We start from the raw sequence: 24,657 nt of genomic DNA, 5'->3' as shown, positions 1-24,657 counted from the left end.
AAAGGATCCGAACGATGGTTTCGAGACGACAATTCATCGGGGCCGGAGCGGCTCTTGCAGGTGTCGCTGCCTGGTCGAAGACGTCGGCCATGGGGCTTCCGGAAGCGCCGATCATGGAAACGGCGGCCACGCAGCCGCCGGTGATGCCGACGGCCGGGCCGGACTACAATCCCGTGGTCACGCTGAACGGCTGGTCGCTGCCCTTTCGCATGAACAACGGCGTCAAGGAGTTCCACCTCGTTGCCGAACCGGTGGAGCGGGAGATGGGCGAGGGCATGACCGCCTATCTGTGGGGCTACAACGGCCAGGCGCCGGGACCGACCATCGAATGCGTCGAAGGCGACCGGGTGCGGATCTTCGTATCGAACAGATTGAGGGAGCACACGACCGTTCACTGGCACGGCGTGATCCTGCCCTGCGGCATGGACGGCGTGACCGGACTGACCCAGCCGGGAATCCCGCCGGGCAAGACGTTCGTCTACGAGTTCGACGCCGTGAAGAGCGGGACCTTCATGTACCATCCGCATGGCGACGAGATGGTCCAGATGGCCATGGGGATGATGGGCATGTTCATCATCCATCCGAAGGATCCAACCTTCATGCCGGTCGATCGCGACTTCGTTTTCATGCTGTCGGCCTACGACATCGATCCCGGTGCGTATTTGCCGAAGGTCATGGAGATGACCGATTTCAATCTGTGGGCGATCAATGCCCGGGTTTTCCCGGATGTCGCACCTCTCGTCGCGGCCACCGGCGACCGGGTGCGGGTGCGGGTCGGAAACCTAACGATGACCAATCATCCGATCCACATGCACGGTTACGACTTCGAGGTGACCTGCACGGACGGAGGATGGGTGAGGCCCGAGGCACGCTGGCCGGAGGTCTCGATCGACATTCCCGTGGGGGCAATGCGGGCCTACGAGTTCGACGCGGTCTATCCGGGCGACTGGGCCCTGCACTGCCACAAGTCGCACCACACGATGAACGCGATGGGACACGATATCCCGACGCCGATGAATGCCGACAAGGCCAGGATTGCGGCGAAGATACGCCAGATCCAACCGGACTACATGCCGATGGGCGAAACCGGGATGGCCGAAATGGCCGAGATGGCGATGCCGTTGCCAGACAACACGATCCCGATGATGGCCGGCTGGGGGCAGTTCGGCGCCCTCGAGATGGGCGGCATGTTCACCGTGATGAAGGTTCGGGACGGGCTTGCGGCCGACGATTACGCCGATCCGGGCGATTACGAATTTCCCGCCGGAACGGTGGCCTACGAATGGACCGGATCGCTCCCTGAAGCGCCTGTCGCGCCGGCAGGCAGCGCCGACGGTGCCGCACTACCCCACACGCCATCCGCCAGACGCGTCATGCCGGCCGGCGGCGATCATTCCGGCCATTGAGGCCGGGACGCAAGGGACATCAACCACAACCAAAGAGGACCATTCATGCGCAAACTTACGACGCTGCTGCTCGCCGCCATGTTGCCACTGGCTCCTGCCGCCGCCTTGGCGGCCGGGAGCCATTCGGGCGGGCACCACGACGAGATGATGCTCGGCAAGCCGGCGGAGCCCGCGCAAGCGGAGCGGACCATCGCCGTGCGGATGCTGGAGACCGACGACGGCGAGATGCTGTTCGAGCCATCATCGATCGCGGTCAAGCGGGGCGAGACCGTGCTTCTCGACATCCGCAACGATGGCGAGCTTGAGCACGAGTTCGTCATGGACGGGCAGGAGGCGATCCAGGAGCACAAGGCGCTCATGGAGAAGTTCCCGGAGATGGAGCACGCCGATCCGAACTCCGTGCGTCTGGAGCCCGGCGAGAGTGGCCAGATCGCCTGGACCTTCACGAATGACGGCAGCTTCGAGTTCGCCTGTCTGATCCCCGGCCACTACGAATCCGGCATGCACGGTCCGCTAGACGTGGCCGCCAAGTAATCTCAAACACTGAATACGAGGAATGTAACAAATGAAAAAGATTATCATCGCGGCTATTGCGAGCACGCTGATCACCTCATCTGCCTTCGCCGGCGGGCTAGTGCCCGGATCGGAAGCTGGAATCGAAAGTCATGAGACTGCCGAACGCCTTGCGATAGCGAAAGGAGGAGGGCATATCCCGGCAAATTCGGTGGATCATACCATATTTAGTCATCCGCCTCAGACGTTCGGCTACAGCGTTCCAGATGCAGGCGTAAGCAACCACAACATCATTCCCGGCTCTGAATATGGGATTGAGAAGCTGGAGGAGACCAGAAGAGATCAGGTGCAGTCTGGGAGTTTCGCGACCGGGAAGGCAACTGCCCCGACCCCTCTCGGCTGGAACTTCCTCGTTCCCGGATCCGAGTATGGCCTGCTGTAATGCTGGTTATCGTTGGCCAGATGGAAGAGCGTCTGGCTAGCGACACTCGCGACCAAACAAATCAAATCTTATGAAGGAAAAATACGATGAAATTGACCAAAATCGCGACATTCGCGTTCCTTTCGTTCTCTGTGGCGAGTCCTTCGATAGCCGCTGAATTCACCAAAGGAACCGTGCAGAAGGTCGACGCCAAGGCCAAGAAGCTGACGATCAGGCATGAGGAACTGGTCAATCTCGACATGCCGGCAATGACGATGGTGTTCGTCGTCGCCGATCCCGCGATGCTGGAAACGGCAAAGGAAGGTCAGGCGATCGAGTTCGTTGCGGAACGAGTTCGCGGCAAGTTGACCGTCGTTGAGATGAAATAAGCAACATTCCCGCCGGGCGGCGCCAACCGCCCAGCGGGACCACGTCCCAAGTCCCACCATCCAGAGACCCGCCTCATGAAATACTCGACCTTCGGCGCGATGATCGCGACCTCCACCATCGTGATGTTCGGACTGATGTATCTGAACACCTACAGCCTCGATCACATCCTCTTCAGCGAAACCCGGGCATGGATGGCGATCGTCATGGGGGCGACAATGGCCGTCATCATGCTTGCCTTCATGCTCGGCATGTACCGAAACCGAACGGCCAATGTCGCGATCTTCGCCGCTGCAATCATCGCCTTCGCCGGCTCGCTCTATCTCGTGCGCAGCCAGGACACGATCGCGGACGTCGCCTGGATGAAGGCGATGATCCCGCATCATTCGATCGCCATACTGACCAGCGAGCGTGCCAACATCTCCGATCCGCGCGTCCGCAAGCTCGCCGACGAGATCATCGAGGCGCAGCGCCGGGAGATCGGCGAGATGAAGGCTCTGATTGCCGATCTCGAGGGCCAGGACTGATTCGCTGAGTGACCTTCAAGATCGAAAACGGGAATCGTTTGCGGCGGAGCGCAATTCACACCGATGGCAGTAGTTGACTTTGCAGGGGAGGAACTTGATCGGACGATCATCCGGGTGGAATCCCGCAATGAGATGCGGACCGTCATCTGGCGGTTCTTCGCATTGGCGGTCTTTGCGATTTCGGTGGCTTTGGAACCGGACATCGAAAGCCATGGGATCCATCTGATACTGCTCGCCGCTTACACCGGCACGTCCTTCACCGCAGTGCTTCTCGTCGCGACAGGCGCGTTCCGAGCGAGTTTCAACTGGGTTTACGTGTTCATCGACGCGGTGCTTGTCGTCTACCTCGCGGCAGAGCACATGTTCATCCCGGGAATCTCGGTCTCCGATGCGCTGGCCACGCCAAGTCTCGCCATCGCGTTCGTCCTCCTGGCGCATGCCAGCATGCGAATGCGTGTCGGACCCGTCCTCTTCTTCGCAGCGATCGTGTCGCTCGGGTCCATCGTAACTGGGGCGATGTCACTCTTCGCTGACCCCTACCGATTGGGCCTCGCGCAGGAAGATCTTCAGGCGGCGAGTGTTCGGCTTCTGGCATTCGCCGCTGTTGCGGCCATCCAGATCATGCTGGTCGTGGACATCAAACGCTTGGTGAGATCAACTCTGTCGAAGTCGAGTGAACGTGCCAACCTCGCTCGCTTCTTTTCTCCAGGGACAGCCGAACTCCTCGCTTCGAAAGGGTTGGGCGTTGGCCTGGGACGCCACGAGGCGGCCGTCATGTTCCTGGATATCCGCGGGTTCACCAGCCTCGCAGAGAAGATGCCCCTTGAGGAGGTCGCATCACTGCTATCGGACTTCAGGTACCGCGTCGTCGCGATGGTCTCTGAATACGGTGGCACCATCGACAAGTTCATCGGCGATGGGGTCATGGTCGTATTTGGCTTTCCCGCATCCAGCCAGCAGGACACCGCGAATGCATTCGACTGTTCCCAGCAGTTGATTCAGCAGCTTGACGCGTGGAGTGACCGACGTGTCGGCTCCGGTGAAGCTGCGCTGTCTTTTGGTATAGGTCTGCATCACGGGAGCGTCATCGGAGGCGTGATCGCCGCCGGGGCTCATAACGAATGCACTGTACTCGGCGACGCCGTAAACCTTGCGAGCCGGCTTCAGGCGATGTGTCGAAGCCTCGACGCGGATATCGTGATGTCGCGAGCCATGGCCGAGCGGTTGCATGAGCACCGGTTGGACGAACGCTGGACCGTGAAGTCCCGTGCAAGGATCCCTGGTCGGACTGGAATGTCGGATGTCGTCTACCTTCCATCTAGTCGAGCACGTCCCGCAGTGCCTGAAATGGCGGGCAGGGGAAAGGTTTCATGACATCTGCCGCCGCTGCGGCAATCAATCCGAGCCAGACGGTCGCACCGGCGCGCGATGAAGGCTTCTGCGGCTGGGGAGGGCCAGCACGATGACATGTTCGATCAGTCGCCGGAGCTTCCTGCTCGGATCGAGCGCGATGCTTGCAACGACTGGAATATCGAGGGCATCCGCCGCCACACAGCACCTTCTCGTCGCTGCCGTAGGCCAGGCGCAGATCGTGCCCGAGACATTCGCAGGCCCCACGCCTGTCTGGGCATTCAACGGTACCGCGCCAGGGCCGGTGGTGCGGGTGCGTGCAGGCGAACGTCTGGCCGTCGATGTCGAGAACGGCCTCGATCAGCCGACCAGCGTGCACTGGCACGGCATCCGGATCGACAACGCGATGGATGGCGTGCCTGGCCTCACGCAGGCGGCGATCGCGCCCGGTGAGCAATTCTCCTACGATTTCGTCGCGCCGGATCCGGGGACCTACTGGTACCACTCCCACAATCGATCCTGGGAGCAGAATGCCCGCGGGCTTCACGGGGCGCTGATCGTCGACGAGCCTGAGCCGTGGCGGGGTGCCGACCGCGACCTCGTTCTGGTCCTCGACGACTGGCGTCTCGTCCAGGACGGCTCCATCGCAGACGGCTTCGGCCAGATGATGGAGTGGGCACATGGCGGCCGCATCGGCAACACGCCGACGGTTAATGGACGCCTGGGCTCAAAGATCGCGGTCCGGCCGAACGAGTGGGTCCGGGTGCGCCATTGCCACATGCTGGAGCATGCCGCCGGCGGAATGATGACCTGGTTCGAAGTGACATGAGGAGACGCCGATGACGGCATCGAAAGCGACCATCTCAGCCATCGCCGGCGCGCTCGCAATCGGCGCGTTCCTTCTCTGGTGGACCCCGTCCGGAGGACCGGCATCCGACGAGCATATCGTGGCCGTGACAGTCCCACAGCTCTCCGTCCGGGCGGAGCGTGGACAGGAACTCTTCGCCGCGAACTGTGCTGCCTGCCACGGGGATAACGCCGGCGGCACCGAACAGGGGCCGCCGCTGATCCATCGGATCTACGAGCCGAGCCACCATGGCGATCAGGCATTCCTGATCGCGGCGACGCAAGGCGCCCGTGCCCACCACTGGGGCTTCGGAAACATGCCGCCGGTTGAGGGCGTGAGTGAGCGCCAAGTCGTCGACATCGTCGCCTATATTCGCGAGGTCCAGAAGGCCAACGGCATCTTCTGAACCCGCCACGATCACCGTCGCAGGTATTTCACCAGCGCCGCGATCACCAGCACGAAGACTACAAGGACGAAAATGCCCCAGAGTCCCATGCCAAAAGGCATCCATCCCATATCGCCAGAGTGTTCGCCCATCATCGTTGTTCTCCCTGCTGAAGGTGGCTTTTCCGTCGGGTAGTCTTGAAAGCCAACGGCGGAGTTCTTGTCGAAGACGAGGAGCGTCCCCGATCCCGGTCCGCAGTGTTGGCACATGGTTGGAACGAGGAGGCTTCAGCCTCCCCCGATCATGCGAAGGGGCATCCACAGACCCATGCCGATCATGACAAGGTTCTCGGTCAGCGACACGAAGCCCAGCGGCACGTTCGAGCCGCCGCCGACGCAGGCGCATTTGAGTTCGCGCTTCTGCACATAGACCGCATAGAAGACCGACACGGCGCCGATCGTCCCGATGACCAGCGCGATCGGCGCCGACAGCCAGGTGAGGGTGCCGGCAATCATCAGCACGCCGGCCAGCGTCTCGCCGAACGGGTAGATCTTGCCGTAGCGCACCCATCGCTTCGCCAGAAGGTCGTAGTTCAGGAACATGGTCGAGAAGCTCTCGACGTCCTGCAGCTTCTGAATGCCGAGCAGGCACATGGAGATGGCGAAGAACCACTCGATCGCCCGCACGGTGAAGATCGTCTCATAGGCGGCAAAGGAGACCGCCAGCGCCATCAGGAAGGCAACCGAGAAGATGGCGATCACCGGCTGGTAGGTGGTCTCGTCCTTAGACTGGACCGACTTGCCGAAATGTTCGCGCAGATCGGTGTAGCCGCCGACGCGATCGCCGCCGATGAAGGTCTGCGGCGTCGTCTCGACGCCATGCTTTGCCTTGAAGGCGTCGGTCTCGTCGCGGGTCGTCAGCCAGTTGTCGTCGACCGCGAACCCTTCGCGCTCGAGAAGGTCCTTCGACTTCAGCCCGTAGGGACAGACATGCTCCTCCATGACCATCCGGTAGAGGACGGCCTTCTTTTCTGGGGATGATGGCAGTACCGCACTCATGAGAACCTCCTGTCTATGGGGAGCGCAACGACAATCACGCTCGTCGCAAACCGTTGCTCTCTGGATCGAATGAGGGGTCCTGTAGCTGGGACGGTCAACCCAGAACTGATATGAGTATCGGTCTCCAACAACTGTCCGATGAGTATAGAATGGTCGGGTTGAGAAAAGACAGCAGAAGGAGTTAATGGCTGAGCCGTTTTCAACTATGCTCGTGGCCGCCTCTGCTAACTTGGCCTCGTGCCAAGAAAATTCCCACAAATAGGAACACCAATGCCATGCCGACAATGCCGATCACGACGATCATCGGATCTGACTGCCACTTCATCCCGGTGAATGCAGCCAGTACCCCGGCATCGAGCGCGATGGCCGTCAGCAGCATCCAGCCATGCGCGCCGATCTCTTGGCGTAAGTGCCGGAACACGCCCCAGTGAATGATGATGTCCATCACCAGGTAAAAGAAGGCGCCAAGCGAGGCGATCCGGCTGAGGTCGAAGAATACTGTGAGAAAGCCAGCGATCACGACTGTGTAGATGAGCGTGTGGTCCTTGATTGTGCCCGACATTCCGAAATGACTGTGCGGGATCATTTTCATGTTGGTCAGCATCGCCAGCATCCGCGAGACCGCGAAAACGCTCGCGATCAGACCCGATGCTGTCGCGATCAACGCGAGTGCCGCGGTCAGGTAGAAGCCGGTCTGACCAAGGGCGGGCTGGGCAGCTTCGGCCAGCGCGTAGTCCTTTGCTGCCACGATGCGGTCGAGCGAAAGGCTGGAGCTGACCGCAAAGGCGACCAGGAGATAGACGACGATGCAGATCGCGATCGACCAGACGATGGCCCGGCCAACATTGCGATGCGGGTCGGTGATCTCGGCGCCGCTGTTCGTGATGGTAGTGAAGCCCTTAAAGGCGAGTATCGACAGCGCGACCGAGGCGATGAAACCGCCCGCGCCCATCTCGCCGCCGGTGGCCTCGAAGGTGATGCCGCTCGCCCAGAGTCCCGCAACTCCGAACAGCGCGATCCCGCCCACCTTGAGCACCGCCATGACGATGGAGAACATCCCAACCGACCGCGTGCCCGAGGCATTCAGAAGAAAGGCGAATACAATCAGCCCTACGCCGAGGATCGGCACGAGAACACTATCCGGATCGCCTCCGAAGGCCTGAAGGGAATATGTGCCGAAGGTGCGCGCGACAAGACTTTCGCTGATAACCATTGACAGCGCCATCAGCAGAGAGGCGCCTGCCGCGACCGTCGTCGGCCCGTAAGCTTTCTTCAGGATCATGGCGACGCCGCCCGCAGACGGAAACGCATTCGACATCTTGATGTAAGTGTAGGCGCTGAACGCGGTCACGATCGCACCGACAACGAACGAGAGCGGGAAGAGCGGACCGGCGAGTTCGGCAATCTGGCCCGTCAGCGCAAAGATACCGGCCCCAATCATCACACCGGTGCCCATGGCCACAGCCCCCGACAGGGTGATGCTGTTCTTCTGGTATTCGCTCGTCATCAATTCCTCTTTCAGGCTTTGGTCGCGTTGCCCTCTGGAAAAGCCGCAATCCCTTACGAGCCCTATGCGAGAAGTGCCCAATGTCTGCCGTCGCTGATTTTCTCACCGTCGAAGACCGCACCGGCAAAACTCGCTGAAACTTCCGGCCACTGCGGCCGTGGCCAGAGACCGCAGCGGGCATTGGGCAGTCGACCCTTCATGCATTGGCCTCGCGTATGGCCTGCGCGCCGAGGAGATGGCGGCGGGTCAGCCAGATCACGAGCAGCGGAACGACGACCCATTGGAGGAGCGGACTCAGACCAGTGCCTAACGGCGGTACGAGCGGCATCAGTTCCGAATAGGACCAGCGTAAGCTGATGTTGGTATAGTAGTACTCGAACCCTACGGTCAGGACGATACCGACAGCGACAAAGAGTCCGGCCGGAAAGCGGGTTGGCCGAAGGAGCCAGTCACGGCTACGTGCCGCCAGACAGGCAGCCCAAAATGCAGTCAGCGCGAACCCGACATCGCCAAAAGTTGCCGACATGCAAAGCTTGATCGCCTCCCAGTGAGGCATCTCGGCCATGCCGGTATAGGTCGGAACCTGAACGAACTCCCAGACGAAATGCAGGACGAACGAGAAGTAGGCGACGGGAAGTTCGGGCGCCTCCCACAGGCCAGCAGGGCGTGCGCGGTCTTCGGAAAAGGCGCGCGCGTTCGTCTCATTGGTATATCCCATCAAATCGCGTCGACGGCTTTCGCCAGAAGGTCCCGCACCTCACCCGCCACGGCTGTCAGTTCGGCGTTTTCGATCGCCTGCATAGACGCCACCGGGTCGATCGCACTGATTTCCACGCCGCCCTCGACTTCGCGCAGGATGACATTGCAGGGCAGCATCGCGCCTACCCGTGGCTCGATTCCGATCGCCTGATGCGCCATCTTCGGATTACAGGCGCCGAGGATGCGATACGCCGACATCTCGACATCGAGCTTTTTCTTCATCGTCGCCTTGACGTCAATTTCGGTCAGTATGCCGAAGCCATGGTTCGCTAACGCCTTGCGCGTTCGGGCGGCAATGTCATCGATACCCCAGCCAGCAATCGTTCGATTAATTGTATAGGTCATCCTCAGTTCCTTTGATCTTCCCGAAATGCCGTCATGATCGAACCACAAATACTGGAGCAAACCCGCCTCCAGGTGTTCTGAAATTCGTGGTTTGTCCTTGATAGAGGCGCGCAGCAACCAGAAGCACCTGTCCATCATAGGTATAGAGCCTGATGTCCATCTTGCGCGGCTGGAATGCGTCATCGATCCTGATCATGCGCTCGCTCGGCCTGACCAGGGTCTGGGCAACGTAGCCACCCCCCTTGATCTCTGCCCAGACGCCTTTCGTCACCTTGTCGCCGCGATACACTGCCTTTCCACCGTGTCCGCCCGTCGGCTTGAAAAACAGGGCCTTCCGCGACTTCCAAAGGTCCTCGGCATTTTCGGGAGTGACAAGGACAGTGCGCGGAACAGAGCGGAGCTGCGCCAGAAGTTTCGGTTCCAAGCCCCAGGACTCGATCAATGCCGGATCTGAGAGGATCGAAAGGTTCCGTTTGTCGGCGAGCAGCGCGTGGTTGTAGGAATTCGGCGTGACGACCACGGCGCCGTCTCGGTAGGCGTCTCGTAACGCTTTGTGTTCTGGCCGATCGAACGCAAAATCGGTGACCCGGTTGTAAACAAGGTCGATCGGCTTTCCCTCGAGGCTGAGCCGACCGGCCTCAACGCGAAGCTGGCTGGCGTCCGCGATGACTGCGTCCACGCCGCGAGCGGCCAAGGCTTGCCTCGCCAGCACGAACTCAGGATAAAGATACTGTTCCTCCGGCCTGTCGTCGACGATAGCAATCCGACGTATTGCACCGTTTCCCCGCTGGCGCATCCATTCGTTTTGGAACATGCGAAACGCCGCATCCTCAAAGGCGTGCGGCTTAATTGGTAGGTCCATTTCCGCACAGCAAGTGCGCTGCGCTCTTGCAAGAAGAGCGTTGAGGAATGCCCCACCGGCGTTGGTATTAATCTCGATAAGTCGGGGGCCGTCTTCACCAAGATGGAAGTCGTAGCCCATCAGGGCGCCAGCCGGGCCGTGATCCTCCCGCGAGATTTTGGGGGCCCAAGAGAAAACCGCGGCCTTGTACGCTGTGAGCCGGGCCGTCTGCTCGATAGCTGCGACCACCTTCTGCATCTCGGCTACCTGGCTGGCAGAAAGGAATACCGGCACGTTCGAGAACAAGTGAGCCTTAGGGCGGATGAACCTTTCGCAGAATTCCGGATCGCCAGCTTCTTGCTCTAGTGCCTCGCACAGCGATCGACGGTCGAGCGTGACGCAGAAGCAGTTCTGGTTGAGCCGATCCGAGAGGACACGCGTCGGATCAGAGGACGTCAAGTTTGAATTGCTCATTGCTCGCCACACCATGACTGCGTCGGAAACCGACGCGCTTTGAGCTTGAGGGAAGCCTGGATCACAGGTCGACCCGCCTGAGCCGAAGTGCATTGCTGATGACTGATACCGAAGACAGGCTCATCGCCGCTGCCGCGATCATGGGGGAGAGCAGAAGCCCGGTGACGGGGTAGAGCAGCCCTGCCGCGACCGGTACGCCGAGGGCGTTGTAGGCGAAGGCGAAGAACAGGTTCTGCTTGATGTTGCGCAGGGTGGCGCGCGCCAGCTTGCGCGCCCGGACAATGCCCATCAGGTCACCGCCCAGGAGGGTAATCCCCGCACTTTCCATCGCCACGTCTGCGCCCGTTCCCATGGCGATGCCAACATCGGCGGCGGCAAGCGCGGGCGCGTCGTTGACGCCGTCGCCTGCCATCGCGATCTTGTGGCCATCGCGGCGCAACTGGTCGATCAGGTCCTTCTTGGCCTCGGGCAGCACGCCCGCGCGGACCTCGTCGATGCCGAGCCGCCCCGCGACCGCCTGCGCCGTGCGTTCGTTGTCGCCCGTCGCCATGATGACGCGTAGCCCCTGGCCGTGGAGTTCCCTGATTGCCTGCGCCGTTGATTCCTTGATCGGGTCGGCCACCGCCACGATGCCTGCCAGCGCGCCCTCAACCGCAATGAACATCGCCGTCTTGCCTTCAGCGCGCAGCGTGTCGGCCTTCCCTTCGGCCCGCGTCACATCCAGCCCCATCTCCCGCATCATAGCGGAGTTGCCGAGCGCAACCGCGCGCCCGCCGACGTTGCCGCGCACGCCCTTGCCGGTGACTGCTTCGAAGTCCGCGGCTTCCTGACGCGGGGCACCCTGCGCCTCAGCTCCCTCGACGATCGCTTCGGCCAGCGGGTGTTCCGAGCCGCGCTCCAGCGCTGCCGCCAGTGATAGGAGGTCGGGCTCCGTCAGGTTTCCGAGCGCGAGCGTATCGGTCAGCTTCGGCTTACCCATGGTCAGCGTGCCGGTCTTGTCGACTATCAGTGTATCAACGGCCGCCATGCGCTCCAGCGCCTCCGCGTCCTTGATTAGAACGCCAGCCTGCGCCCCGCGCCCCGCCGCCGTGGTGATGGAGATCGGTGTTGCCAGTCCCAGGGCGCAAGGACACGCGATGATCAGCACGGACACGGCCGAGGCTATGGCGAAAACAAGCGCGGGTTCCGGGCCAAAGGTCAGCCAGACACCGAAGGCGAAAACGGCGATGGCCACGACCGCCGGGACAAACACCGCCGACACCCTGTCCGCCAGTCCCTGGATCGGGGCGCGGGAACGGCGTGCATTCGATACCATCGTCACGATCTGTGCCAGCACCGTGTCGGATCCGACCTTACCCGCCTCCATCACCAGCGAGCCGTTCTTGTTGATCGTAGCCCCGGTCACGGCATCGCCCGGACCCTTTTCCACCGGCATCGACTCGCCGGTGAGCATGCTTTCGTCCAAGGATGATCGGCCCTCGATAACCGTCCCGTCGACCGGCACCGCATCTCCCGGGCGCACACGCAAACGGTCGCCTTCCATGATGTTGTCCAGCGGCGCGTCATATTCCGAGCCATCAGGCAAGATGCGGCGCGCGGTCTTGGGCGCTAGGTCCAGAAGCGCGCGGATCGCGTCGCCAGTGCGTTCGCGCGCACGCAGTTCCAGGACCTGCCCGACGAATACCAGCGCGACGATCACCACGGCCGCTTCGTAATAGGTGCCGACACCCTCGCCCATCCGATAAGCATCGGGAAAGACGCCCGGCAGGAATGTCGCGACCAACGAGTAGAGATAGGCTGCCGCTACGCCGAGGCTGATCAGTGTCCACATGTTAGGGCTACGGTTCACCACCGAGTCCCAGCCACGCTGAAAGAACGGCAGAGCCGCCCAGAGAATGATCGGCGTCGCCAGCACGAATTCGAGATAGCTGGCGGTCTGGTGACCGATCCAATCGCGCACGGGTAGCGCCACCAGTTCGCCCATGGTCAGCACGATCAGCGGTACCGCCGCCGCCGCCGAAATCCACATCCGGCGGGTGAAGTCGGTCAACTCCTCGCTGGGCTCGTCGGAAGGCAGCATCGGCTCCAGCGCCATGCCACAGATCGGGCAGGCCCCCGGAGCGTCGGTGACGATCTCAGGGTGCATCGGGCATGTGTATTGAATATTGACCGGCACAGCCTGCTTCGGTCCTGCTGCTCGACCCGAGCCGTAAAACCAGGGATCGATGGTGAACTTCGTCTGGCAATTCTCGGAACAGAAATGGAAGGTGTTGCCCCCAAACTCAGCGTGACGCCCGTTGGGCTTGACTGCGACCGTCATCCCACAAACCGGGTCTCTCGCCGTCTCGGTCCCCGCCTGGATGTCAGGTGCCGCGTGATGATGATCATGGTCCATGGCCTGCCAACCTCCGGTCTGTCTTCTCATCATCGAGCTTCCAGTGGCTGGAAGCTCAAGCCAATTTTCAATGATAGTCGTGAGGGCTCCTTCTGACAGGACTGGCGCGGATCTCCAGTAAGCCGATAGCCACCTGATAATGGAATCGACGGGGAGGTGGCGGCGAGCGGAGATACTGAGGTTACGCCAGATATTTGATCTTGAGTGCCTACCAAGCTCTCGATGTAGGATGCCGCTGAAACGCGCCGGGTTTCCCAGAGACCGTTTAGCTTTAGTCCTAGGCAGCGATCGGCATTGCCTCAAGCTCGGCGTAGTATGCGGCTTCTGCTTCACGGGTGTGATGTTGCCAATTGGCTCGACAAGCCGGCGATTGTTGAACGAGCCGACCCATTCGAGGGTGGCGAACTCGACGGCTCCGAAGCTGCGCCACGGCCCCCGCCAATGGATGGCCTCGGCCTTGAACAACCTGACGCCATGAAGCTGAAGGTTTGCAATCTTGATCTCTTCTACCGTTCGCATCAGCCGACGGGGGTTAGAAAGGCCGGTTGGTTGCGTTACGGTGGGCCGCTCATGCTCAGCGAACGCTGGCGCCGTCGACGCGAGATGAGGATTCGGGCATATTGGCTGAAACGTCGACTGACATGCGTCGCGCATGGATCCTTGGAGCGAATGCTGGAACGTCAGTCTGGAGGTAAGGCGGACAGGAATGGGACCCGACTGGAGCGATCCGGATTGCAAGGATTCGCCTTGCCTGAGTATCCGCCCATCGATGGCATCGCATGCCGGGGCGCACGAGCAATGCTTGGCATCAGCCAAGGCAAGCTGTGCGAGCGAGCGGGTTGCGGGCGCAGCCTGCTGAACGATTTCGAAAACGGTCTGAGGGTCCCGAAGGCTAGTAGCGCCGCAAGGATCCGCGAAGCTCTCGAGGCTCTCGGAGCGGTGTTCATCGCCCATGGCGAGCGCTATGCGGTTGGTGTTCGGCTTGCGACCGCTTCGGAGAAGACCGCAAGGGGGCAGTCGATAGCAGACGGACGCGGCCGTGTGTCCCGACTGGCGAGGTCTGATCGGGCGGATTGTTAGGGCCGGTCAACCGAATTCGCCCGGAACCCGAGCCGGGGTCGCGTCGGCCCGACCGGATCGCGTCGCTCAGACGCTGAGAAATCGAGGATTGCCTCACTAAGTAACTTTGGGAGATCCAGTGTGGTCACCGGAGCTGTCGAAAGTTCATGTGTTCGGCAATCCCCATCGAACAAATGCACTACAGCAAGGCACTAAACCGATACGCTCGTGCACATCTGGACAACCTGATTTGCTCGATTGCAGACGCCCTTTGTTCCGTCGGCGCGCCGATGGTGTCGCGAACGCTGTCTCCCTCGCATTCGAACTGAGGCTGCCATCCGCCAAGACCGCCGATCGACTTCGTGGCAGATCGATCGAAAGCGCCGAGGCCGGCGAGTTTGAGTGGGATGCGAAGTGCTGGCTGCAACGGCTCGAGCGGAAGATGATCACGTCGGAATACACTCGCTGCGAACGTTCGCCGGCTACCCGGCGGGAGGTTAGCTTCCGGCCAGCCGTGTCCCTTGCGTACTTCGCCCGTAGCCTGATCGTGCATCAGGGAGGACCATATGAGCCAGGAGCGCCTCAAAATCTCGTGGCAGCATTTCACTCAGGAAGACGCAGATCTTTTGTCGGTCTGGCGGATCGACGCTCCGATCACGGTCATGAATGATGACGATGGCTTCACGGTAGGCACCGGCGGGTGGTGGCGACCAGGAATTATCCTGGAGGACAGGTTGCAGAAGCTTCGCGACGCCGGTCACTCTAAGGCATTCGTCGAGGCCGTCAGATGGGCGGGCGGCAAGGAGGCGTGGAGCGTTCGCTTCTGCGAGGAGGGCGAACTGCAACCTGACATTCCGCTCGGCGGATATGGCACCGGGCCGCCACCGCGGTAGCGGCGGCGATGGAACTCGCGCCACGGCACCCCTTAGGCTATGTCAAAGAGTAGATGCGGTAGGGCAAAGACGGTCAGTCACTCTAACTGCTTCAATCGGGCGATCTTAGGAGGCCGAAGTCATTGCAGGGATCGCGCAATCCCTTGCGGACATCCCAGTAACGTATTGTTATCACTGAGGCGTCAGAAAGCCTTTTTGAAAGCGGGCACAATCGTGGCTGGTCCTCGAAGAGGAGAAACGAAGAGGGGCGGCCCGTCTCCGGACCGCCCCTCGTTTAGACCCTTCCGGTATCCCGCATGGGGAGCAAGCTTCATCGTAATGTCGCCACCGACCGTGTGATGCCAGTCACGCCGGCGGGCTTGCCCCAGACAAGCCCCCAGCGACATCCGTCACCCCATGACGAGCCGAGGCCCGCCCGCCCTTCGACGCCGCACCCGCTCGGCGAACCCCTCGACCACCGGCACCTCCTCCCGGCCGGAGACCTCCGCCTCCGTCAGCTCCGGCTCCCGACGCCTGCACGGTTCGACACCCAGCGCCCCACCGCCCAGTCCGCGCGCTAGGCGCCCACACACCAAGCCGCCCGCTGCCGCGAGGCGGTCGAGGTCGTGCGGCTGGAGCCGAAGCAGCCACGACACTTGGTCCGGCGACAGGGCCTCAAGGGACACCTGCCGGCGGTCGGTCGCCGACGCGCGGGCGTAAGCGTGCACCGTTGCTGACACCGGGTCGGTGCCGTCGGGCGCCGGGTCGAGATCGGACGGCAGCGCGCCGGGCAGGGCGCGCCCCTTGCCGCGCTTGGCGACCATCGCGGCGATCTCGCCTGCCGTGTCCGGCGGTGGGGCTGCATCGGGCGGCAGGGGGAGGGAGCCGCCTCCGCCACCGCTGAGCATGCGGCCGGGGAGGGAAACCGTCCACTCGACGGCCCACCAAGCGTAGCGGAAACCCTGCGCGGCGAGGTGGGCGGCGGCGGATGCCATAGCGCGCATGGCGGACAGGATGGCGGCGAGCATGGGGGTGTCCCTCCTTCTGGGTGTCGGAGGATGGTGGACGTCTAAAATGCAAGGGACGACGTAAGGCGCGCGAGAACCGAGTTTCGACACCGTTTCGGCCTGGGCTAGACTCCCCCGGGCGACTCCTGTCATCCAGGCCGTCCACTTCAACGAGGCCATCATGTCCGCCGCCGCCCTCCTTTCCTTCCGCCCCGAGCACGATGCCGAGGTCCGCCTGATAGGCGGCTCGAATTCGTCGGACTCGCGGGACACGCGCCCCTATGCGCGATTTGGAAGGAACTGCGGACAACATGATCAGTAACGACAACAACGACGGCGCGGCGCGCGCCGCTAGCATCGAAGGGGAGCGCCAGCAGGTGCTCCGCCTCCTCGACTGGCTTGAGGAGGGTGCTGGCCTGGCGATCGTCGCCATCACGGTCTTCAAGGCGCGCCCGCAGCCGCAGCCGTTCGGCTCCACCGAGCGCCTCGCCGCCTTCATGGAGGCGAACATCGACAAGATGCTGGCGGTCACGCCCGAGGTGAAGGTGCCCATCGAGGGCATGCCGGCATCGGTGGTCCGGTCGACGCTCTCCCACTGGCTCTCGCACACCACGGTCAACGTCCTCTGGCAGGTCGACTTCGTCCTGAAGAACCGCTGAACGACCGAGGCCCCGGCCGGCACCATCAGCCGGGGCCTCGGTGCCCAACCCAACCCCTAAGAAGGCTCATCATGCATCCCGCCGCCATTCTCTCCTTCCGCCCAGAGCACGCAGTCGAGGTCCGCCGCATAGGCGGCACGACGGCGTCCGACTCGCGGGCAATCGGGTGCCCCTCAGCACCTCAACGGAAGGAAAACAGGAATGGCCAAGATCTTGAAGTTCACGCCGAAGGCACACCTCGACACTGAGACGCTGGACCGCATGGCGGCGGTCGCCGCTGAGCGGTTCCGCAGCTTGCCGTCGGCGATCCGCAAGGGGCAGGAGCCGCCCAGCCAGATGGTCTGCGGCCTCATCAAGGGCGCCCAAGCCGCCGACGTCGCCCGCTGGCTCTATCAGAACCTGACGCTGCCGAAGAAGCAGTTCGCCGAGTTCCGAAAGGTCGTGACGGACGCGGGCATCGCCAACAACATCACGGGGGGCACGGCCCTCGACGCGCTGATCGAGCGCACGGTCGCGACCCAAAAGCCGACGCTGGAGGCGATCGCAGAGCGCTTCGGCGCCACGCTGGTCGAGGGAGAGGTGTCTGGAGCCGAGGATGTCGCGGACGAACTCGAGGCCCGCGAGCGCGCTATCGAGGACGCGCGCCGGGAAGCCGAGGACGTGGACATCGGCTTGCTTCGCGAGTGGATGGACGACTTTGGCTGGCTCAGCCTGATGATCCTCGCCGACGAGCGTGGGCGGGCGTTGTTCAAGGACCAGTACGACTTCTCCCGGTGGGCGCAGGAGAACTGGCACGGCTCCACGGCCTTTCGGGCGGCTCCGCTTGGGGTCCTGGACTGGCAGGGCGCCAACGACGCGATCTTCCACTGGATGGAGGAATGCGAGTTCGACCTGGAGCATCTCAACCGGATCGTCGCCAATGCGATGGCGCGTCGCTGAACAATGGAGGTCCCGGCATCACTCGCCGGGGCCTCTTTGTTTCAAGCCCGCCATCCGCACCGCGCGGCGCCGTGCCGATTGTGCTCGACGACCTGCCGCACGAGCTCGTCCGACGTGCTCGCGACGTCGGCCGCCGTCGGCCGCCGTCGGCCGGATCGCGCGCCAGCCGTCGCAGCCGGAGCTAGGCGCGGTCGTCGCGCACCCAGCCAGCGAACTCATCGCGGCGAGCGCGAGCACTGAGAGCGTCAACCTGGTCATCGGTCCGGTTCCTTTCGCGCAGGGCGTCGAGGGAGTCTCGCGTCTGCCGAGACTCCTCGGCGCGCTGCCCGGCGCCGTACACGCGGGCGACGATGCCGAGGGCGACGAGGGCGCCCGCCCCGGCGGCGGCCAGCCAGTGGCCCACGCGGGTGCCGGCGAACCAGGCGAGGACGGTGGTCATGCGGCGACACCTTCGTACGTCCGGCGCGACCGGAGCCACTCGTAGCCGGCATAGGGCAGCGCGGCGACGCCCACGAGGCCGGCGACGGCGACCACGCCGGATGCCAGCGCCTCCGCGGCGTCGGCGAGCCTCGGGATGCCGGCGACCTGACCGGCGAGGCCACCGACCTGAGCGGCAGCCGCCTCGAGCTGCGCCTTCGCCTGGCCGAGCGAGACGGCGGCGGCCGTGGCGGTGGCGACCTTGCCGACGTTGGGCAGCTCGGCAACGGGCGTCTTGCCGAGGTTCTCGCGCTCTCCCGGGAGCTGCTTCTCCAAGTGGCTCCACGTCTCCGGCCCCACGACGCCGTCCGCCTTCGCGCCGTGCGCCTTCTGGTAGGCGACCACCGCGCGCTTCACGTTCGGGCCGAAGTCGCCGTCCACCGCGAGCCGGGCACCGGCCGGGCGCTCGGCTTGGTGAGGCGATCGGTCAGCGCCGGGGCGCGTTCCCCATCACCAGGCGCGGTTGCGCCGCAACTTTCGAGGTCCGGATGCCAAAAAGTGTTGCCCATCAGCGCGCAAAGGACAAGCTGGCCGAGCTGCTCGGATCCACCTACGACGCCCAGGCGATGGCCGAAATCCTGCACCGGGACAACCGCGACCCGGCGCTCGCGTCGGCGATGCGTCGGCTTGCCGAGGCCGCCGAGGATTTGGAGCGGGCGGCGACGAGGGCGGGGCGGCCGCTACTGAGTGTCGTCAGGTAATTCTGGAGTCACTTGAACTGGCGTGGTAGCCCATCCTCCCATGGACAAGGACGATAGGACATCCGGACATCTACGCTGGCGCTAGCCATCAACAAGATGTCCGCATGTTGCGTTCGACGGGTGCTCGGATGGTGGATGTATGGCTGATTTGACGGCAGAGAGGGCCCTGATCTTCCGGATCGTACATCGGGACAATGTCGAATGGATTTTGGACAACGGCCTGCACTGCAAGAAGGCCCACGTCTCGGACCCAAACTACGTCGCTATCGGCAACCTCGAGCTGATCGATAGGCGAACCAATCACCCGGTTCCGTGTCATCCAAACGGCACGCTGGGCGACTACGTACCGTTCTACTTCACCCCATTCTCTCCGATGATGCTCAACATCAAAACTGGATATGGCGGGATCCGGAAGAGGGCCAATGAGGAGATCGTCGTTCTCGTCTCGTCGCTACACAAGCTTAATGAAGCTGGGTTACCAATCGTCTTCACGGATCGGCATGCATATCTACAGGCTGCAAGATTCTATACGGACATGCAAAGGTTGAATGAAATAGACTGGGCAATATTGCGGGCGAAGGACTTCAAGAGAAATGCGGAGGATCCCGGCAAGTTCGAGCGATATCAAGCAGAAGCACTTGTCCACAGGTCGCTTCCGTGTGCTGGTCTATTGGGTATCGCATGCTATAATGAGGCCGTCATGGCTTCTGTGAAGCGCCAGACCGAGCGCCGGGGGTTAAATATGCGGGTCATCGCACAGCGGAAATACTACTTCTGATGATTAGATTTGTTTCAGGCAATCTACTCAACTCGGGTGCTGAAGCCCTCGTCAACACGGTCAACACTGTGGGCGTGATGGGAAAAGGCATTGCCCTCATGTTCAAGGAGGCGTTCCCGGCTAATTTTCGGGCTTATGCTGCAGCCTGCAAGAACGAAGAAATCAAGGTCGGCCAGATCTTCGTTACAGAGCGAACCGACTGGGTCGGCGGACCACGCTGGATCGTCAATTTCCCCACCAAAAAGCATTGGCGAAACCCGTCGAAAATCGAGTGGATCGATCAAGGATTGGAAGATCTCAAGCGGTTCGTGATTGCGAACGGCGTACGGTCGATTGCTCTGCCGCCACTCGGCAGCGGAAACGGGGGCTTGGACTGGCGGGAAGTGAGGCCGCGTATCGAGCAGGCTCTGGGTGATTTGATTGATGTTGATGTGATCGTCTACGAGCCGACTGATGTCTATCAGAACGTCGCCAAACGAGAGGGCGTCGAGAAACTCACTCCTGCGCGTGCTCTGGTTGCAGAGTTGGTGCGTCGGTATTGGATCTTAGGCATCGAATGCACAATGCTGGAAATCCAGAAACTGACCTACTTGCTTGATCGAAATGTGAAAGCGACTGGGGTAGATAGTCCGTTGAAGCTAGCCTACAAGGCGGAGCGGTATGGCCCCTATGCGCAGAACCTGCAACACCTGCTGAACAGTTTGGACGGTAGCTACCTGCACTGCGAGCGGCGGATTGCTGATGCTGGACCCTTGGATATTGTATGGTTTGAGGACAGTAAGCGCGACCACGTTGCAGCCTACTTGAAGTCGGCAGACGCTCGTCCCTATCTGGCAGCCCTACACGCAACATCGGACACCATTGATGGCTTCGAGTCCCCCTTGGGTATGGAGCTGCTAGGGACGATCGATTGGCTCCTCGATCACGGGGCTGAGGCCAACGTTCCTGCGGTGCGGGAAGGTCTTCGCAACTGGGCGGGCGGGATCGAAGCTGGCGAGCGTAAGCAGCGTCTGTTCGATGACCGGATGCTTCAGCTCGCCCTTGAGAGGCTAACCGGACGGATAGCCGAGGAAGCCTAACCGGAAGGTACGTCTTCATTCGGCTCCGCATCCGGCACCGACACGCTGACGAACGCCGCCGACACATCGATCTTGGTGCCCGGCGCGCTCCGATGACGGTGAACTCCTGCGCGCTCTCCCCGCGACCCGCGCGGATATCCGCCGCCCGCAGGACGCGGGTGCTGATGGGCCGGGTCGCCTTCTTGAGCGCGCGGACGAGCTGACGGGTGGACGAGCTGCTCATGCCTCGGACTCCAAGTCGATCTGCCTCGGCAGCGCCAACGGCCGGCACGTAACCCGCAGCCTCCTTGAAAGCAGGTCCTCCTGTCGCAAGGCGTCGTAGCCGACGACAAGCTGCGTCACCCGCGTTGCCAACTCCTTCTCCGGGTCGTCGGCGACGAACATCGCGGCGAGCTGCGACGCCGCTTGGTTCGACCACTCGAACACGCGCGGCGTCGCAATCCGAAGGGACATCGCGTTGACGGGCGTCGAAGCCGACTTGCCCGTCACCTTGTAGACGAGGGCGCCCGTCACCTCATCGAACTCGTCATCGGGCGGGATCGCCGTCGCCCGGCACGCAGCCGGTGGTGAAGCTCGCGACACGGTTGCCGTCCCCGTCGGCGGACAGCTCTAGGTCCATGATTTTCCCGACCGGCGCGGCGCCCGAGATGTAGCGGCCCGCGACCCGGATCTCGTCGTCCACCGTGAGCTCGCGGGCCAACTCCCAAGGGATTTCGCCGCTGAAGCGCACGCACTGTGCCTGTAGGAGGGCTTCGCGCTCCAGCATGTGCAGCGCGCAGTTCACCGTTCGCGCGCCCCGGTCGGTATCGACGTAGCTAGACCGCCGCGCATCGAGAGGGACGTCTTTCTCGGCTCGCTCCCACAGCACGACGCCCCCGTCGTCTTCGTGCAGAAGGCTTTCGCCTTGACGGTGTGCGCCTTCTTGCAGGACCACGCCTTGCCGTTCGCCAGCACCCGGTCTCCATCTCGCTGTCGCTGTCGCTGTCGCTGTCGCTGCCGAAGGCGCGGACCGACTGCACCTCTGTGGCGAGGATCGAGTCGTAGAGCGGGTAGTGCGGCACCGGGAGAGCCTTCGCCCGGCGGGTGTCCCGCCTGACCGATTGCGGCGCCGCGCGGCTGTGACTGGACCAGCCCGATGACGCCGTCGCGCTCCTCGATCGCCGTGAGCGTGCTGATGCCCTGGGCGTGCCACTTGAACCAGCGGCCGAGGTCGTCGGGTGCGTTGGGGTCCTTGTTGATGGCCGTCGTCAGGCTGGTGAAGGTGAAGAGGTCGGAATGGTTGAGCACGGTGTGCGTCTCCAAGGGATGTGGGGAGGACCGCGCTCAGCGGGCCTTAATGCCGTTCACGGCGAGTGCCGCGATGGCGGAAGCGGCGGCCGCTGGGACGGTCGGTAGCGTGAGCTCGAACCGCTTGACCTCGTCGCTATCGATGACCGCAGCCTCGACCCCCACCAGCGGGGCGGCGTCCGTCGCGTCGACGTGGCGGCACAGGATGACGGCGGTCTCGGCGCCGACGTACGGAACCGCGAACCCGGTAGGGTCGCCGTCGACTTCCTCGGACTCGAGCACGGTGCCGGCTTGGTAGTCGGCGCCGGCCTTCAGCACGCGGTGCCGCGCGAGCGGAAGCCGTTGGCCTCCGACAGGATGAAGACTTCGTCCGGGATGTGGGGGTGAGCCAGTCGGCCATGTGGGATGTCTCCGGGGGAAAGGGTGGCGGCGCGACGGCGTTTGGCTTCGTCCTCCGGGATGTGGCCCGGCTCGCTCGGCGGCGACCGCGTCGCCTCGGACTCGGCGGCCCGGCGGACGAGCCACTTCACCACGTCGGCGATGTCCAGCTCCCACGGAGTTCTGGTCGCTTGTTGCCGCGCTGGATGGCCGGGCAGCCCTGTTCCAGCCATTTCGCGATCGTGTTCCGGTCGCGGTCAAGCATCAACGCGATGGCGGCGAGCGACTTCACGCGGTTGGAGGCGCTCTCACCGCGCGGCGTCGTCTCATCGCCGCTCTCAATCATCACCCCGGCGCTGTTGCGCGGCCGCCTCGGCATCCTGCCCGACTCCTTTTGTTGCAAGGACTCCGGCAGGTTTGGCCGCAACTTTCGACGGCAGGCATGATGATGTTGGGAGGGCGATTCCCAGATTGTTGACGGCGGATTTGCGCGGCCGCCGTTGATCCCTTACTCGGGCGGCGCGCCGTCCCCGCCCGGCTGCCCCGTGCCGTTCAACGTCCCACGCTCCGCGATCAGCGCCATTTCCCGCGCACCGATGTTCCCCGCCGCCGGGTTCTCGAGAATGTGCAACTCGATGCCCCGTCCAGCCCGCACCGCGTCCGCCAGCGCGACATGGATGCGCCTGAACCCGGCAGCGTTCCCTGCGCGGTATCCCCGCCCGGCGAGCAGGTTGCGGACGTTCTGGGTATACTGACGGGTCGGGCGGGTGCCGCGCGTGTAGCGGCCGATGTAGCTGCCGACGCCCTGGATGACCCACTCGTAGATGCCGGGCAGCTCGAGCGACGCCCCGTCATGGACGGTCAGGGTGAACCAGGGGTCCGGTAGCTCCATGGGCTGATACCCGGTCAGATTGGCCAGCTCCGCGACCCGGCGGAGGATGCGGGGGAGAAGCCCGCTCTCGAACGCGGACGCGAGCGTGCCTTCCGAGAACCGGTCGCCCCGGATCAGCGTCGTCAGAAGCTTGGCAAGCTGACGGACGCTCGCCGCCTCCACCGCGCCGGGCTCGCGCTGGAGGCGGGTTGCCTCCTTCGCGCCGTGCCAGTCCGTCCACGAGAAGTCCGACGGCACCCACCCGCCATCGTATGCAGCGGTGACGAAGGCTTGCGCAGGATCCGACATCGAAAAGAACGGCATCTGCACCGCGCCGCCTTCCATCGGTTGCCCGCCGGCCCACTCGCCGAAGAAGAAGCCGGGCGCCGCGAAGGCGTCGGCGAACGGGGCGAGCGCCGCGAGGTCGGGGTTCATCCTCCGCCGGATGATCCCGCCGGCCTGGGTGTCCGGTCCGACGTTGATGGACCGCTGGGAGTCGGTCACCAGGCGGACGCGGTCGCCGTCGTCGGCGAGGCCCCAGCCGGCGTGGCTGCGGAACAAGATGACCTGCGCGCCCTCGGTCGCCCGTTCCCGGACGAACTCGATCGCGAGCTGGGACGACGGCAGCGCGGCGATGAGGTCGTCACTGATGAGGTTGGATCTCCGCGAGTGGTAAGCGACGATCTCCACGCAGGCGACGCGCTGCGCAAGGGACGACATTGCTTCGTCGAACGACCAGCCGTCGGCAACCAGCCCGTCGGCAAGGGCGGCAAATTTCGGCCACCACCATCGGAAGGCGCCCGTGTTCGCGATCTCGGGATCGACGCACCAGAACGGTGACGCGAGAGGTGCTTGATGCAGTCCCGAAAGCTTCAGGGCACGCGTCACTGTCCGGCTGCCCTCGTCGAGCCAGTTGCCGGGGTCGAGGCCGGGGTTCAAGAGGCACAGGACGATGTCCGCGCGGCGCAGGTCGCCGATATATGGCTGCGGGATCAGCGAGGCTTGGAGGCGGGACCGCTCGCGGCGGAACTCGTCAACGGCGTCGGTTTGGTTCTCCGGGGCGTCCCAGCGGACGCGGGCATCGTAGCGGTCCTGCCGAAGGATGGCCTCGTCGGCGGGGTGGATCCAGTGGCGGCCGCCCTCGAAGCCACCCCAGAACTCAGTCAGCCTATCTGCAGCCGTGCCCATGCGATCCTCCCCGACGTCCGGCACCGGATACTATGGCCGGGCGTCTCATGGAAACCGCTCGCTAACCATCACCACCGAACGGACGCGCGCGCGGCGGAGCATCGACCGGACGTTGAGGGTTTGTCCGCAATCACGGACGCACGATGG

32 protein-coding genes and 1 pseudogene are annotated in these 24,657 nt (G+C 63.1%); 15 read left to right on the top strand and 18 right to left on the bottom strand.

The features are described 5' to 3' along the window. The first annotated feature begins 14 nt into the window (after positions 1–14). The 8 genes from MF134_RS19815 to MF134_RS19780 all read left to right on the top strand — a co-directional run bounded on the left by MF134_RS19815 (position 15) and on the right by MF134_RS19780 (position 5,857). A complete protein-coding gene (locus MF134_RS19815) occupies positions 15–1,406 on the top strand; it encodes a multicopper oxidase family protein (protein ID WP_009209176.1) in 1,392 nt (463 codons plus the stop codon). Positions 1,407–1,451: 45 nt separating this feature from the next. Further along, complete coding sequence (locus MF134_RS19810) at positions 1,452–1,940, top strand: cupredoxin domain-containing protein (protein ID WP_009209177.1); 489 nt, start codon at positions 1,452–1,454, stop codon at positions 1,938–1,940. 31 nt (positions 1,941–1,971) lie between these two features. Further along, complete coding sequence (locus tag MF134_RS19805) at positions 1,972–2,361, top strand: hypothetical protein (protein WP_009209178.1); 390 nt, start codon at positions 1,972–1,974, stop codon at positions 2,359–2,361. A gap of 86 nt (positions 2,362–2,447) precedes the next feature. Beyond that, entirely contained in the window at positions 2,448–2,729 is a 282-nt protein-coding gene (locus MF134_RS19800; protein ID WP_024352283.1) for a copper-binding protein, read from the top strand. Positions 2,730–2,804: 75 nt separating this feature from the next. Next, entirely contained in the window at positions 2,805–3,254 is a 450-nt protein-coding gene (locus MF134_RS19795; protein WP_009209179.1) for a DUF305 domain-containing protein, read from the top strand. A gap of 63 nt (positions 3,255–3,317) precedes the next feature. Next, complete coding sequence (locus tag MF134_RS19790) at positions 3,318–4,628, top strand: adenylate/guanylate cyclase domain-containing protein (protein WP_009209180.1); 1,311 nt, start codon at positions 3,318–3,320, stop codon at positions 4,626–4,628. A gap of 88 nt (positions 4,629–4,716) precedes the next feature. Next, positions 4,717–5,433, top strand: coding sequence for a multicopper oxidase domain-containing protein (locus tag MF134_RS19785; RefSeq protein ID WP_009209181.1), 717 nt, complete (start codon positions 4,717–4,719; stop codon positions 5,431–5,433). A 10-nt stretch (positions 5,434–5,443) separates the two neighbouring features. After that, positions 5,444–5,857: a c-type cytochrome gene (locus MF134_RS19780; RefSeq protein WP_009209182.1), complete on the top strand. Its 414-nt coding sequence runs from the start codon at positions 5,444–5,446 to the stop codon at positions 5,855–5,857. 11 nt (positions 5,858–5,868) lie between these two features. Here MF134_RS19780 and MF134_RS19775 read toward each other — a convergent pair whose 3' ends face one another. The 8 genes and pseudogenes from MF134_RS19775 to MF134_RS19740 all read right to left on the bottom strand — a co-directional run. After that, positions 5,869–5,991 (bottom strand): hypothetical protein, encoded by a 123-nt coding sequence (locus MF134_RS19775; protein WP_255341181.1) that lies wholly within the window; start codon positions 5,989–5,991, stop codon positions 5,869–5,871. A 132-nt stretch (positions 5,992–6,123) separates the two neighbouring features. Further along, positions 6,124–6,894 (bottom strand): MauE/DoxX family redox-associated membrane protein, encoded by a 771-nt coding sequence (locus MF134_RS19770; protein ID WP_009209183.1) that lies wholly within the window; start codon positions 6,892–6,894, stop codon positions 6,124–6,126. Between the two features lie 199 nt (positions 6,895–7,093). Continuing rightward, a complete protein-coding gene (locus tag MF134_RS19765; RefSeq protein WP_024351539.1) occupies positions 7,094–8,401 on the bottom strand; it encodes an APC family permease in 1,308 nt (435 codons plus the stop codon). A gap of 196 nt (positions 8,402–8,597) precedes the next feature. Then, a complete protein-coding gene (locus MF134_RS19760) occupies positions 8,598–9,119 on the bottom strand; it encodes a hypothetical protein (RefSeq protein WP_024351538.1) in 522 nt (173 codons plus the stop codon). After that, the gene (locus MF134_RS19755; protein WP_009209186.1) at positions 9,119–9,505 is read right to left on the bottom strand and encodes a DUF302 domain-containing protein; all 387 of its coding nucleotides are present in this window, start codon (positions 9,503–9,505) and stop codon (positions 9,119–9,121) included. Before MF134_RS19755 ends, MF134_RS19760 begins: the two co-directional genes overlap by 1 nt. Positions 9,506–9,536: 31 nt before the next feature. Continuing rightward, positions 9,537–10,820, bottom strand: a complete 1,284-nt coding sequence (locus MF134_RS19750) for an ATP-grasp domain-containing protein (RefSeq protein WP_060576939.1) — start codon at positions 10,818–10,820, stop codon at positions 9,537–9,539. Positions 10,821–10,881: 61 nt separating this feature from the next. Further along, the gene (locus MF134_RS19745; protein ID WP_009209188.1) at positions 10,882–13,215 is read right to left on the bottom strand and encodes a heavy metal translocating P-type ATPase; all 2,334 of its coding nucleotides are present in this window, start codon (positions 13,213–13,215) and stop codon (positions 10,882–10,884) included. A gap of 277 nt (positions 13,216–13,492) precedes the next feature. Further along, positions 13,493–13,680: pseudogene (locus tag MF134_RS19740) on the bottom strand (IS3 family transposase); the annotation flags it as partial. Here MF134_RS19740 and MF134_RS24110 point away from each other — a divergent pair. Together MF134_RS24110 and MF134_RS19735 are read left to right on the top strand one after the other, a co-directional pair. Next, positions 13,657–14,295, top strand: coding sequence for a helix-turn-helix domain-containing protein (locus tag MF134_RS24110; protein WP_369695443.1), 639 nt, complete (start codon positions 13,657–13,659; stop codon positions 14,293–14,295). The pseudogene MF134_RS19740 and the gene MF134_RS24110 sit on opposite strands and share 24 nt — an antisense overlap. A gap of 545 nt (positions 14,296–14,840) precedes the next feature. Next, positions 14,841–15,167 carry a hypothetical protein gene (locus MF134_RS19735; RefSeq protein ID WP_024351535.1) on the top strand — a complete coding sequence of 109 codons (327 nt, stop codon included), beginning with the start codon at positions 14,841–14,843 and terminating at the stop codon, positions 15,165–15,167. A gap of 389 nt (positions 15,168–15,556) precedes the next feature. Here the strand turns inward: MF134_RS19735 and MF134_RS19730 are convergent, their stop codons facing one another. Beyond that, positions 15,557–16,174, bottom strand: coding sequence for a hypothetical protein (locus tag MF134_RS19730; protein ID WP_060576937.1), 618 nt, complete (start codon positions 16,172–16,174; stop codon positions 15,557–15,559). A gap of 290 nt (positions 16,175–16,464) precedes the next feature. Here MF134_RS19730 and MF134_RS19725 point away from each other — a divergent pair, with 290 nt between their 5' ends. Both MF134_RS19725 and MF134_RS19720 read left to right on the top strand, forming a co-directional pair. Continuing rightward, positions 16,465–16,812: a hypothetical protein gene (locus tag MF134_RS19725; RefSeq protein WP_024351533.1), complete on the top strand. Its 348-nt coding sequence runs from the start codon at positions 16,465–16,467 to the stop codon at positions 16,810–16,812. Positions 16,813–17,013: 201 nt separating this feature from the next. Then, entirely contained in the window at positions 17,014–17,751 is a 738-nt protein-coding gene (locus MF134_RS19720; protein WP_009209192.1) for a hypothetical protein, read from the top strand. A 181-nt stretch (positions 17,752–17,932) separates the two neighbouring features. Here MF134_RS19720 and MF134_RS19715 read toward each other — a convergent pair whose 3' ends face one another. Continuing rightward, positions 17,933–18,190 (bottom strand): hypothetical protein, encoded by a 258-nt coding sequence (locus MF134_RS19715; protein WP_024351532.1) that lies wholly within the window; start codon positions 18,188–18,190, stop codon positions 17,933–17,935. After that, positions 18,187–18,609, bottom strand: a complete 423-nt coding sequence (locus MF134_RS19710) for a peptidoglycan-binding domain-containing protein (protein ID WP_024351531.1) — start codon at positions 18,607–18,609, stop codon at positions 18,187–18,189. Before MF134_RS19710 ends, MF134_RS19715 begins: the two co-directional genes overlap by 4 nt. A gap of 107 nt (positions 18,610–18,716) precedes the next feature. Between MF134_RS19710 and MF134_RS19705 the strand changes: the two genes are divergently transcribed. The 3 genes from MF134_RS19705 to darG all read left to right on the top strand — a co-directional run bounded on the left by MF134_RS19705 (position 18,717) and on the right by darG (position 20,786). Further along, complete coding sequence (locus MF134_RS19705) at positions 18,717–18,929, top strand: hypothetical protein (RefSeq protein WP_024351530.1); 213 nt, start codon at positions 18,717–18,719, stop codon at positions 18,927–18,929. A gap of 139 nt (positions 18,930–19,068) precedes the next feature. Beyond that, entirely contained in the window at positions 19,069–19,707 is a 639-nt protein-coding gene (gene darT, locus MF134_RS19700) for a type II toxin-antitoxin system toxin DNA ADP-ribosyl transferase DarT (RefSeq protein ID WP_009209194.1), read from the top strand. Next, a complete protein-coding gene (gene darG, locus MF134_RS19695) occupies positions 19,707–20,786 on the top strand; it encodes a type II toxin-antitoxin system antitoxin DNA ADP-ribosyl glycohydrolase DarG (RefSeq protein ID WP_009209195.1) in 1,080 nt (359 codons plus the stop codon). The genes darT and darG overlap by 1 nt, the downstream gene beginning before the upstream one ends. Before the next feature lie 219 nt (positions 20,787–21,005). Here the strand turns inward: darG and MF134_RS19690 are convergent, their stop codons facing one another. From MF134_RS19690 to MF134_RS19660, 7 genes are all read right to left on the bottom strand, one after another. Next, entirely contained in the window at positions 21,006–21,299 is a 294-nt protein-coding gene (locus tag MF134_RS19690) for a hypothetical protein (protein ID WP_024351529.1), read from the bottom strand. A 13-nt stretch (positions 21,300–21,312) separates the two neighbouring features. Beyond that, complete coding sequence (locus tag MF134_RS19685) at positions 21,313–21,552, bottom strand: hypothetical protein (protein ID WP_148233770.1); 240 nt, start codon at positions 21,550–21,552, stop codon at positions 21,313–21,315. Between the two features lie 14 nt (positions 21,553–21,566). Further along, a complete protein-coding gene (locus MF134_RS24220; protein WP_255341180.1) occupies positions 21,567–22,073 on the bottom strand; it encodes a major capsid protein in 507 nt (168 codons plus the stop codon). 36 nt (positions 22,074–22,109) lie between these two features. Next, complete coding sequence (locus MF134_RS19675; RefSeq protein ID WP_024351527.1) at positions 22,110–22,391, bottom strand: hypothetical protein; 282 nt, start codon at positions 22,389–22,391, stop codon at positions 22,110–22,112. Further along, entirely contained in the window at positions 22,385–22,606 is a 222-nt protein-coding gene (locus MF134_RS19670; RefSeq protein WP_024351526.1) for a hypothetical protein, read from the bottom strand. Before MF134_RS19670 ends, MF134_RS19675 begins: the two co-directional genes overlap by 7 nt. Beyond that, complete coding sequence (locus MF134_RS19665) at positions 22,600–22,830, bottom strand: hypothetical protein (protein WP_024351525.1); 231 nt, start codon at positions 22,828–22,830, stop codon at positions 22,600–22,602. The genes MF134_RS19670 and MF134_RS19665 overlap by 7 nt, the downstream gene beginning before the upstream one ends. A 129-nt stretch (positions 22,831–22,959) precedes the next feature. After that, entirely contained in the window at positions 22,960–24,510 is a 1,551-nt protein-coding gene (locus tag MF134_RS19660) for a DUF6508 domain-containing protein (RefSeq protein WP_050767473.1), read from the bottom strand. Positions 24,511–24,657 lie beyond the last annotated feature (147 nt).

This window comes from Jiella marina (genome assembly GCF_024359545.1).
Taxonomy (GTDB): domain Bacteria; phylum Pseudomonadota; class Alphaproteobacteria; order Rhizobiales; family Rhizobiaceae; genus Jiella.
Note: the sequence above shows the minus strand (reverse complement) of the source record. Positions and strands in the feature narration are given on the sequence as shown.